Raw genomic sequence first — 11,808 nt, 5'->3', positions numbered from 1 at the left:
TGAGATCCTGGCTGGGGTAAAAGTCATGAACAAGGTCATAGGGCTTGGTATGCCCATTCGGCAGGCCGTCAACTAAGCCCGCCGGCGGGTTGGGGAGCGAGTATCCGACTTTGGATTTGATCAACAAGGCCCCTTCCCGACAGTCGGCATACGCCAAGGGCCCGGGATTGCCAAGGGGGAGGCCTTTTCCCCCTTGGCCCGCCCCCGCCAAGCGGCAGGTTTGCATATCGCCCCAGCCGACCAAGGGCGGAACCGGACCAAGCAATATCAAAACACGGGAATACGTCGATAAAAACCTGCTGCCAGCTGGGAGTGGCATCCAGCATTAAAATTCAGCAGTAACGCGCGCTGGTTTTTATTCCCCCCCCCAAACTTACCGCCTGCAGTCTAAGGAATAGTAGGTACTGTCTCTGGGTTCATTGGAGATATTCGGATACATCAGTGTTCCGGACATCACCCCTTCGCATCTCATACCTAACTTTAACATCACCTTGCCGGATGCTTCATTCTCGATATCGTGTGCCGCCCAAAGCCGATATATATTCGGATGTTCATAAAAATATTCGATAAGCGGCTGCATGGCTTCGGTCATCAACCCTTGATTCCAATATTTTTTGGCCAACACAAAGCCACAGTGGGCTTTATACCCTTCCAGGCGAAAATCAATCATGCCGATGGCTTCGGACGTTTCCTTTACATGCAGGACGAACATCAAACTATGTTTGGTGTTCGCGTTTTCAATACAATATTGAATCCAACGTTGCGTCTCTTTTAATTCTTTATGCGGCCGCCAGGTCAAATACTTGGTGACTTCGTCATCCTGAGCATAATTTCTGAAGATATCGGCTGCATCCTCCATACGCGGATGCCGGATAACCAGTCGGTTGGTTTCAAACTTCACCTTACATTCCCTTTTCAAAGCCAGTGATGAACATCAACACGGGTGTCCCTTGCGCACAGGCGCCCCGCCAAGCCCGGCAGGCCGCTTGCGCTTTTTGAGTCCGTAGGCTAACGCAATCATTTTTCTGAGCAAACAGCTTCGTAAGGGAAACGTGGGGGCTATTGCGTTTTTGCTGCCTAGACAGCAGCGAGAAGCGAGATAACGTCAACAACAGCCAGCACCGTCAACCAACTGCAGTTCGTGACGAGCCTAAAAGCAGCGCCTCATCGGCAAGGAAGCACACGCTGACACGCCGTGAACCCATCCATGGGGGCTCCACCGCGCCATCCCTGGCGCGGAGGGTCAGCTTGGTGCTACCCTGCCGCTGTGGTGCGAGGTCTGCTATTGGGAAGAGGGAGTTAGCTTTTGCTCATGTCTGCGACACAAAACCCGAAGCCGTCTGTCGGGCCGGGCGGAGGGAGGGCTGGAGGCGGTGCGCGGTCAGGATGACCGTAAGAGGGAGCGTCACGCCAGGGATGGCGTGTGGCTCCCGGCCGGTGGAGGCACCCCCGGAGCACGGGGCCTTCCCGACAGTCGGCATAAACCCAGCCGCAGGATTGTTAAGGACCGCGGCTTCGGTCCTTAACCCGCCTCCGCCAACAGCAGGTTGGCCACTCGCAATAGCCGACTGCGGGCGGAACGGACCAATAACAGGCCAATGCGAATCCCCATTCAAAAATCCGCCAACACATGGCAGCTACTGCCGGACCGGGCCAGGGTCCTGGGCTGCTGGATGCAGGGGCCCAGCAACCAAGGCCCTGTCGCCGGGCCTCCTAGAGCTGGCCTAATGCCGTCAGGGACGGCAGCACCTCGCCATCATCGGCAAACAAGGTCGCATTCTGCCACACCCCGCGACTACCATCGGGCAATGGCAGCAGCGCCGGCTCCCAGTAGAAGATCCCCTGCCCCTTGGGCACGCCGCGCAGTACGGTGGCTAAGGCCCGGAGAAATTCCGCCTGGCCTTCGGGCGTGGCGGGATAGGGTTCAGCGCCGGTGTGCTGCAGCAGCCACTGGCCATTGCGCTGGCGGTGTAACTGCCGTGGATAGGCGGTCTCGACCACCAGCAGCGGACAGTGGTAACGCTCGGCCAACAGCTGCAGATTCTCCGCCAGATGGGGCAAGGAGCCATGCCAGCAGGGATAGAACGACAGACCGATACAATCCCACTGCACATCCAGCGCCTGCGCCTGATCGAACCAGTGGCGATAGAGGATCTGATCGCAGCCGGCATCCAGATGCAGCACCACCTGGGCAGCGGGGGCTGCCTCGCGCACCGCCGCCACGCCCGCGCTCAACAGGGCCGCCAGCGCAGGCCAGTTGCCGGGCAAGAAGCCCAACGGCCAGAGCATGCCGTGGCTTACCTCGTTGCCGACCTGCACCCAGCTCACCTCAACCCCTTCCGCCTGCACCCGCTGCAGGATATCGACCGTGAACTGGTACAGCCGCTCGCACAGCTCCGGCAAGGCCAATCCTTGCCAGGCATGGGGTATAAATTGCTTTTGCGGATCCGCCCACCAGTCGCTGTAGTGAAAATCGATCATGATGCGCAAGCCCGCCGCCTGCGCGCGCCGCGCCAGCGCCACCACCTGATCCGGGCCGTTGAAGCGCAGCGGCCCGGTCTGGTTGGCGGGGAAATGATCCGGGTGTCCCGGATCGTTCCACACCTTGATGCGCACCGCATTGAGGCCTTCGGCTTTGAGCAGGCTCAGGCTATCCACGGGCTTCCCGTCACGGCGCAGCACGCCGCCGTGATACTCCAGCTCCGGCAGCGATGAGATATCGGCGCCACGCACCCACTCACTCATTTTGCCGCCTCCGCGAAAGTCTTGAGCCCCGGCAGCGCGCGGCCCTGGAAGTCAAACAGCGTCACGTTGTCCCACTCATCTCCGGCTCCGGCCTTCCAGCCAGCGCCCACCTGCGGAATAAAATCCGGCTCCCAGTAGATCACCCCTTCGCCCCGGCCTTGTGGCACCGCCTTGACGGTTTGCCACAGCGCGGTCAAAAACTGTTGCTGGCCTTGTCGGGTCATCGGATAGGTTTCAGAGCCAGTGCTGGTGTAGATGTTCTTCTGGCTGTCGCCGTTCTGAGTGGTCCAAGGGTAAGCGGTCTCGACCACGATCAGCGGTTTGGCGTAGCGTTGGCTCAAGTCGTCCATATTCTGTTTCAAATCCGCCAGCGAGCCATGCCAGACCGGGTAGAAGGAGAGACCGATGACATCAAAGCTCACACCGCGTGCAACCATGGCATCAAACCAGCGACGGCAGCGGGCATTGTCGCCACCGGCATCCAGGTGCAGCACCACCCGCGAGCTCGGTGATACTTCCTTGACGGCACGGGCACCGGCCTTGATAAAACTCGCCAGATTATCCCATTCCGGAACCCGCCCCAGCGGCCACATCATGCCATTGGAGATTTCATTCCCCACCTGCACCTCGGCTGGCGTCACCCCGGCGTCTTTGAGCTGCTGCATCAGATCCCGGGTGAAGGCGTAGAGTTTCTCGCTCACCGCCGCCGCATCCAGATTGCGCCAGGCCACCGGCATAGTCTGCTTGCCCGGATCCGCCCACCAGTCGCTGTAGTGGAAGTCGATCATCACCTTGAGGCCCGCCGCCTCGGCCCGCTTGGCCATGGCAACCACATGGGCCGGATTGTTGTAGCCCTCAGGCCCGCTCTGATCGGAGGGGAACTCGGCATACTTGCCGGGCTCGTTCCACACCTTGAGACGAATGCGGTTGACGCCATTGCGCTTGAGGATCTGCAGCAGATCCTCGGCCGCGGTGACGTCATGGTCATAGAATTTGGCCCCGGCCGCTTCGAGTTGCGGCAAATGGGAAATATCGGCACCGACAATCGGTGCGGCCTGGGTCGCCGACAGCACTCCAGCAGTCAGCAACATCACAAGAGCGAGCGCTCGGGTCATCATGGGTGAGGTCTCCATCAATAAGCACAGGAAATAGAAATAGTGTGGGCAAGGGCAACGGCAGCGATCATGGCGCGCTTTCCCCGCCAAAGGCCGCCAGACCCGGCAAGGCCCGGCCTTCGAAATCAAACAGGGTGACGTTGTCCCAGCCGGTGACAGAGTTACGGCCCCCCCGAGGTGTCGGGATCCACTCCGGCGCCCAGTAGAAGATCCCCTGCCCACCCCGCGTCTGGGTCACCGTCTGACGCAAGCGCGTCAAGAAGGCAGCCTGCCCTTGCGGGGTCATGGGATCGGATTCCGCCCCCGTGTTGGTGTAGATGTTCTTGTCGTGATCGCCGTTCTGGGTGGTCCAGGGGTAGGCCGCCTCCACCACCATCACAGGTTTGTTATAGCGTTGGTGCAGATCCTGCAGGTTGCTGGCCATCTGGCTCAAGGAGCCATGCCAGACCGGATAGAAGGAGAGTCCAATGATATCGAAGGGCACCTGACGCTCCGTGATGGCATCGAACCAGCGGCGGGAACTGGTGTTATCACCGCCACAATCCAGATGCAGGAGCAGTTGCGTATCGGGAAACACGGATTTGACCGCAGTTCCACCGGCCTTGAGAAAGCCGGCCAGATTATCCCATTCCGGCACCCGGCCGAGCGGCCAGAGCATGCCATTGGTGATCTCGTTGCCCAGTTGCACCCACTTGGGGGTCACACCCGCCTGTTTAAGTTGCAGCATGGTCTGCCGGGTGAAATCCGCCAGCGCCCGGGTCATCTGCGGCACCGTCATGGTTTCCCAGGCGACCGGAACATATTGTTTGGCCGGATCGGCCCACCAGTCGCTGTAGTGGAAGTCGATCATGACGTCCAGCCCCAGAGCCTGGGCCCGTTTGGCCATCGCCACCACCTGAGCCGGGCTGCTGTAGCCCTCGGGTCCGCTCTGGTTGGCCGGAAAGCGGGGATCCTGTCCCGGCTGATTCCAGACCCGTAGCCGGATGGCATTGAATCCATTGCGCTGCAAGATGACCAGCAGATCCGCCTGTCCCTGCTCATCGCGATAGCGAGCACCAGCCGCCTCCAACTGCGGCAGGGCCGAGACATCCGCGCCCCGAATCAACGCCCAGGATGGCAGGCTATACCCCCCAGCCACGAGCAACAGCAGCGCCATCATTGGCTTCCACATACAGGCCTCCTCAGGGTGCAGTCCGATGTGAATGGCATAAGAAAAAGGGAGCTTTCGCCCCCTTCTTTGTCACCTGGGTAACAGGTTGGCTTACCACCAGGCTTCGGCTTGCACGCCGAAGTTCATGGTGTTGTCATCGGTAGAACCATTGAAAGTCAGGTTCTCGCCATCGCCACCATCCTTGAGGTAGGAGGCATAGACACGCAGCTCAGGACGAGCCCAGAAGCCTTTGCCAGCTGACCAAGCTTGCGCGATGGTGTACTTCTGACCTGCATCCTTATAGCTGGTGCCAGAGGTATACTCGGTTTCCTTGGTGAAGGTACCGGCTTCGACCACAGTCTTCATGATCTCGGTCCACTGATAGTGGGCGCGACCGACCAGAGAGATCAACTCGGTGTTATCAGTCCAATCGGCATGCTTCTCGGCCTTACCGTAGGTGAACACATAGTTGACGTAGAATTTGTCACCCAGCGGCATGTCACCGTTGTTGATGAAGCGATAGCCCTTGGCGTCGGAGTTGTCGCCACTCCACACGTCATACCAACCACCGCCCTGGTCGATCATGTTGTGGGCTAGGCCCTTGTCGGCATATTGCAGTACGAACTTCTCGTTGATACCGCTGGAAGCAAAATACTGGCTCAGCTCGGCCGTCAGCATCACGCTGTTTTTGAAATCTTCGTAAGTAGCAGCTTCGTCCTGAGCATCGGTGGCGTTGCCGATCGCGTAGTCGATACCTACTTCAGCCCAGGCACCTTCCCATGGCTTCAGACCGGCATAACGCAAGTCCGCGTAGTTGACGTTCAGCTTGTCAGCATCGTTGCGGATCCAGGCTACCGCGAAAGCACCGTCACCGGCCTTGATGTTTTCCACACCGGCACCGGCACCAGAGACGTTCCAGTACTTGCTGTCGATGATGTGCAGGTCGTGACGTTGGTAGTAACGCTTACCAGCCCACACCACAGCTTCTGGAGAGGCTTCGATCAGGCCCTTGGCCTGGATGTTGAACTGACGCAGAGCGAAGGTGGCATCGTTGGCATCGCCAGTGGCTTCCCAATCGTTGGAGCCGTCGGAATTCATGCTCAGCATGCTATCCACGTAGAAGGTCTTGCCACCCTTGTTGTACAGCTCCTGACCCAGACCGATTTCGGTATAGGTATCGGCTTCATTACCCAGACGACCGACATAAGGGATCATCCAGCTTTGGGTGGAGCCATCTTGAGATACGCCCACGCCAGAGCGGAAGTAACCGGTGAAATTAACCGCCGAGGCGGAGGTTGCAGTCAGAGCTAGAGCAATTGCAACGGAGGAGGCCAGCAATTTTGCTTTCATAATTGTCATTCCTTTATTTCATCCACTTATCTTTGAGGGTGTATGAGCCAGAAGCACCTAGGTAAACGCTTTCACTGGCGCCGAGGAATTATAAGAAGATTGCGTCGCGCTATGTCATGACGCAACTCACAAAAAGAGATCGTTACACCGCGCAAAGGGTTTCATAAAATGACATTCAACATTCAAATATCATAATCTATTGAATAGTAAGGATATAAACCAACTGCAAGCCAGTGTGATCGATTACACAACTTGCGATCTTTTGTGATCCAGGAAGCTCATATGCCGGGCTCAGCCACCTCGGGGTCATGTTTTTACCGAGCCTTTACGCTTTCTTTTCACTCAGCTAGCGCCTATCAGGGGGGGTGAACCCGCAACAGGATCCCGCCCGCGGTGAGGCAGTATGCGGATTGACGCTCCGCCGCACGGGTAAAAAATCGAGGCTTGTGTCGAGGATTAACAGCCGGACTATCAGCCGCCAGCCCAGTAGTGGTAACCACCGCTGCTGTATTCAACAAGTGTCAGCGAGACACTCGCAAAGCAGGCCATCGCCAGACCCAAAAGAAATTGTCAGGCAATAAAAAAGGCTCTGTCCCAGTTACCTGTTGGGAATAAAGAGGGATGGAGTCTGGACGAAAAGCAGACCGTTGGCGGCACGGACGCCGCCACCGAGCCAACATGGATGTTTTTACGGCGTGTCTGTGTTCGTCCGGACTCCTGAACGCCAGCCTGATACCGGGTTTTGATTCGAGCAACGCATAATTGGGACAGCGCCATAAAAAAGCAGGGCGCTAAGCCCTGCTGGATTGGATAGTAGCGCGGAGCGCGGGTTTAGCCGCGCGGGGAGAGATTACTGACCGAGTGACGACGCACCAGGGTCGGGCTGAACATATTGGTGGTTTCCGGCAACTCCGCGCCTTGGGACAAGGCCACCGCCAGTTCCGCCGCCTGTGTGGCCATGGCGGCCACCGGATAACGGACCGTGGTCAGTCGCGGCCGCAGGTAACGGGCGATCAGCACATCGTCAAAGCCGACCAGGGACATGTCCTGGGGGACTTCGATGCCATTGTCGCTCAATACCGACAGAGCCCCGGCGGCCATGGAGTCGTTGTAGCAGACCACAGCCGTCATGGTGCGGCGGCCGCGGCCCAACAATTCGGTCATCGCCTCTTCGCCACCCTCTTCATTGGGTGAGCCACGGGAGATCAGCCGTTCGTCCACGGCGATGCCGTGCTCTTGCAGGGCATCCAGATAGCCTTGGAGTCGGTCGTGGGAATCCGAGATGTCGTGGTTGGAGCATAAGAAGCCAATTTTCTGATGGCCTTCCTGGATCAGATGGCGAGTCGCCAACCAGGAGCCGTGGTGGTCATCCAGCGCCACACAGCGGGATTCGTAGCCGGGCAGGGTGCGGTTGATCAGCACCATGCCGGGAATATGACTCATCAGTAGGGAGAGATCTTCATCTGGCAACATCTTGGCGTGCACCACCAGACCCGCACAACGATGGCGGATCAGCTGCTCGATGGCTTTTTTCTCCTGCTTGGCATCGTGATAGCCGTTGCCGATCAGCAGGAAGTTACCCGTGGCCTGAGCCACTTGCTCGACGGCTTTGACCATGGTGCCGAAAAACGGGTCCGACACATCGGCCACCACCAGCCCCAGAGTTTCTGCACTCTGGTGGGCCAGGGCCCGGGCATTGGCATTGGGGTGATATTTGAGCTCGGCCATGGCTTTGAAGACGGCATCACGGGATGCCTGACTGGCTTTCGGTGAATCATTAATGACGCGAGAAACCGTTGCGACTGACACACCAGATAACCGTGCCACGTCCTTGATTGTTGCCATCGTTTTATTACCCGCAGAGTGCTCAAAATTATAAGTGTTCGAATAAGTATCGAATCTTACCGGCGTTTCTAACTGATTACACTGCATTTTTATATAAATTAGCCCATGCGGCTGCGCATCAACTCACAAAATTTACGTACTTACACTAAAGTTACACAGACCAACGTTCACAAAACCGACAAGCCATACATTATTTGATCCCAGTCACGCAATTTCGTGGAAAAGAACTTCCAAAAAGCCCAACTCGCGCTTAAATTTAGGGTAATCGATTACACAAGCACAGCGACGCGTCATTTCTAGGCCTGTCGAGACCCGTGAGGAGTCATTCATGTTACGAGTATTAGTCACCGGAGGCACCGGTTACATCGGTAGCCACACCTGTCTACAGTTGATTGCCGCGGGTATTACTCCGGTATTGCTCGACAACTTCTGCAACAGCAAACCCAGCGTCATGGCGCGCATCGAACAACTCAGTGGCCAGCAACCCACCCTGTATCAGGGCGACATTCGCGACGCCGCCCTGCTGGATCGCATCTTCGCCGAGCAGTCCATCGATGCGGTCATCCACTTCGCCGGGCTCAAGGCGGTGGGAGAGTCGATGCAAAAGCCTCTCGAATATTACGAAAACAACGTCAGCGGCACGCTCGTCCTGCTGCAGGCCATGCGTCGGGCCAACGTCAAGAATTTCATCTTCAGCTCCTCCGCCACCGTGTATGGCGATCCGCAACAGGTGCCGATCACCGAGGATTCACCAACTCTGCAGGCCACCAATCCCTATGGCCAGAGCAAGCTGATGGTCGAATTGATGGTCAAGGATTTTGCCCGTGCCGCGCCCGACTGGTCGCTGACCCTGCTGCGCTACTTCAACCCGGTTGGCGCCCATCCGAGTGGCACCATGGGTGAAGACCCGCAAGGGATCCCCAACAACCTGATGCCCTTCATCGCCCAGGTGGCCGTGGGTCGCCGCGAGCAACTCTCGGTGTTCGGTGGCGACTACTCGACGCCGGATGGCACCGGTGTACGCGATTACATCCATGTCATGGACTTAGCAGATGGTCACGTTGCGGCCCTCAAAACCCAGCAGGATAAGCCCGGTGTGCATATCTTCAATCTGGGGACCGGTGTCGGTTACAGCGTGCTGGAGATGGTGGCCGCGTTTTCTCGTGCCTGTGGCCGCGACCTGCCCTACATCATAGCCCCGCGCCGCGCGGGCGATATCGCCCAGTGCTGGGCCGATCCCGCCAAAGCCCGTCAGGAGCTGGGCTGGCAAGCCAGCCGCACCCTGGATGATATGACCGCCGATACCTGGCGCTGGCAGTCCCAGAATCCGAATGGTTATCCCGACGCCTGATAACCCTAAGTTCGCCCAGTTCAAGTTCAGTAAAAGGAAAGTTGTATGTTGTTCGAACCAACCGATCACCCGCATCGTCGTTATAACCCGCTCAAAGGCGAGTGGGTTCTGGTTTCACCGCATCGTGCCAAGCGCCCCTGGCAGGGACAGCAGGACGAGCCGGATCGTACCGTGCGTCAGCCCCATGATCCGACCTGTTTCCTGTGTGCCGGTAATACCCGGGTCACCGGTGATGTAAACCACGACTATCCGGGTACCTTTGTCTTCACCAATGATTTTGCCGCCCTGATGGTCGATACCCCGGAAGCGCCGCAGAATCCGGATCCGCTGTTCACGCTGCAAAGTGCCCGTGGCACCAGCCGAGTGATCTGCTTCTCCCCGGATCACAGCAAGACCTTGCCCGAACTGTCGATCCCGGCACTGACCGCCGTGGTCGATACCTGGTGTGAACAGACCAGCGAGCTGGGCCAGGAGTATCCCTGGATCCAGGTATTCGAGAACAAGGGCAGCATGATGGGTTGCTCCAATCCCCATCCCCACGGCCAGATCTGGGCCAACAGCTTCCTGCCCAACGAAGCCGCCGCGGAGGATCGCACCCAGCGCGCCTACTTTGCCGAACAGGGCTCCCCGCTGCTGCTGGATTACGTGCAGCGTGAGATGGCCGATGGCAGCCGCACCGTGGTGGAAACCGAATTCTGGTTGGCCGTAGTCCCCTACTGGGCGGCATGGCCGTTCGAAACCCTGCTGTTGCCAAAATTTGCCGTCAAGCAGTTACCCGAACTGACCGAAGCCCAGCGCATCGATCTGGCGTTGGCGATGAAGAAGCTGACCAGCCGCTATGACAACCTGTTCCAGTGCTCCTTCCCCTATTCGATGGGCTGGCATGGCGCCCCCTTCAATGGCGAAGAGAACCCGCACTGGCAGTTGCATGCCCACTTCTATCCGCCCCTGTTGCGCTCTGCCAGTGTGCGCAAGTTCATGGTCGGTTACGAGATGCTGGCCGAGACCCAGCGCGATTTGACCGCCGAACAAGCCGCCGAGCGCCTGCGCGCCGTCAGCGATATCCATTTCCGTGAACAAATTTGAGGTTGCCATGAGTATCCAGTCCCTACAGCAGATGACCCAGTCCGTGTTTCAGCAGGTGTTCGGCTATATGCCAAGCCTGGATATCCAGGCCCCGGGCCGGGTAAACCTGATCGGTGAACACACCGACTACAACGATGGTTTCGTACTGCCGTGCGCCATCGACTACCAGACCGTGATCAGCGCATCCCCCCGTCAGGGCTCTATGGTGCGTGTGGTAGCAGCCGACTATCAGAACCAGCAGGACGAATTTGACCTGAGCGGCCCTATCGAGCCGCATCCGGAGTACCTGTGGGCCAACTATGTGCGCGGTGTGGTCAAATACCTGCAAGAGCGTGGCTTTTCCCTGGGCGGCGCCGATCTGGTGATCACCGGTAACGTGCCGCAAGGCGCCGGTCTGAGCTCTTCCGCCTCCCTGGAAGTCGCCGTCGGTCAAGCCTTCAAGGCTCTGAACCATCTGGAGATCAGCCAGGCCGATATCGCCCTGAATGGCCAGCAAGCCGAGAACCAGTTTGTCGGCTGTAACTGCGGCATCATGGACCAATTTATCTCCGCCTTGGGTCAAGCCGGTCATGCCCTGCTCATCGACTGCCGCAGCCTGGAAACCCGCGCCGTGGCCATGCCCGCCGGTGTGGATGTGGTGATCGTCAACTCCAACGTTCGTCGCGGTCTGGTGGATAGCGAGTACAACACCCGTCGCCAACAGTGCGAAGCAGCCGCGGCTCACTTCGGCGTCAAAGCGCTGCGGGATCTGACCCTGGCCCAGTTTGAAGAGCGTGCTCATGAGCTGGATCCTGTGGTTGCCCAACGTGCCCGTCATGTCATCACCGAAAATGCCCGCACGCTGGAAGCGGCCGATGTACTGGCCCGCGGTGATCTGACCCGGATGGCGGTGCTGATGGCCGAATCCCATGCCTCAATGCGCGATGATTTCGCCATTACCGTGCCGCCTATCGATACCCTGGTGAACCTGATCAAGGAACAGCTGGGCACCCAGGGTGGTGTGCGGATGACCGGTGGCGGCTTCGGCGGTTGCATCGTGGCCCTGGTACCTTCGGCCATGACCGCCTCGGTCTGCGCCGTGATCGAAGAGCGCTATCCGCAAGCCACTGGCCTGCAACCGACCATCTATATCTGCCAACCTTCGGCTGGTGCCGGTAGCATTTGAG

The 11,808-nt window shown here is 58.4% G+C and carries 9 protein-coding genes; 3 read left to right on the top strand and 6 right to left on the bottom strand.

The window, feature by feature from the left end; translation table 11 throughout:
- Window positions 1-373: 373 nt before the first annotated feature.
- From ACYVG7_RS19825 to galR, 6 genes are all read right to left on the bottom strand, one after another.
- On the bottom strand, window positions 374-901 hold the full coding sequence (locus ACYVG7_RS19825) for a GNAT family N-acetyltransferase (RefSeq protein ID WP_460884827.1): 528 nt from the start codon (window positions 899-901) through the stop codon (window positions 374-376).
- An 812-nt stretch (window positions 902-1,713) separates the two neighbouring features.
- Complete coding sequence (locus ACYVG7_RS19820; RefSeq protein WP_460884826.1) at window positions 1,714-2,745, bottom strand: glycoside hydrolase family 53 protein; 1,032 nt, start codon at window positions 2,743-2,745, stop codon at window positions 1,714-1,716.
- A complete protein-coding gene (locus ACYVG7_RS19815; protein WP_460884825.1) occupies window positions 2,742-3,863 on the bottom strand; it encodes a glycoside hydrolase family 53 protein in 1,122 nt (373 codons plus the stop codon). Before ACYVG7_RS19815 ends, ACYVG7_RS19820 begins: the two co-directional genes overlap by 4 nt.
- A 64-nt stretch (window positions 3,864-3,927) precedes the next feature.
- Window positions 3,928-5,031: a glycoside hydrolase family 53 protein gene (locus tag ACYVG7_RS19810; RefSeq protein WP_460884824.1), complete on the bottom strand. Its 1,104-nt coding sequence runs from the start codon at window positions 5,029-5,031 to the stop codon at window positions 3,928-3,930.
- Between the two features lie 90 nt (window positions 5,032-5,121).
- Window positions 5,122-6,360: a maltoporin gene (locus ACYVG7_RS19805; protein WP_460884823.1), complete on the bottom strand. Its 1,239-nt coding sequence runs from the start codon at window positions 6,358-6,360 to the stop codon at window positions 5,122-5,124.
- An 831-nt stretch (window positions 6,361-7,191) separates the two neighbouring features.
- On the bottom strand, window positions 7,192-8,205 hold the full coding sequence (gene galR / locus ACYVG7_RS19800; RefSeq protein ID WP_460884822.1) for an HTH-type transcriptional regulator GalR: 1,014 nt from the start codon (window positions 8,203-8,205) through the stop codon (window positions 7,192-7,194).
- A 328-nt stretch (window positions 8,206-8,533) separates the two neighbouring features.
- On the opposite strand from galR, the gene galE reads away from it, so the two are divergent.
- From galE to galK, 3 genes are read left to right on the top strand one after another with little or no spacing between them, the layout of a single operon-like run.
- Window positions 8,534-9,556, top strand: a complete 1,023-nt coding sequence (galE, locus tag ACYVG7_RS19795; protein WP_460884821.1) for a UDP-glucose 4-epimerase GalE — start codon at window positions 8,534-8,536, stop codon at window positions 9,554-9,556.
- Between the two features lie 45 nt (window positions 9,557-9,601).
- Window positions 9,602-10,642, top strand: coding sequence for a galactose-1-phosphate uridylyltransferase (gene galT, locus ACYVG7_RS19790; RefSeq protein ID WP_460884820.1), 1,041 nt, complete (start codon window positions 9,602-9,604; stop codon window positions 10,640-10,642).
- Between the two features lie 7 nt (window positions 10,643-10,649).
- Entirely contained in the window at window positions 10,650-11,807 is a 1,158-nt protein-coding gene (gene galK / locus ACYVG7_RS19785) for a galactokinase (RefSeq protein WP_460884819.1), read from the top strand.
- Window position 11,808 lies beyond the last annotated feature (1 nt).

The sequence above is a fragment of the Pseudaeromonas pectinilytica genome (assembly GCF_054780855.1).
This window is presented reverse-complemented; position numbering and strand designations above follow the sequence as displayed.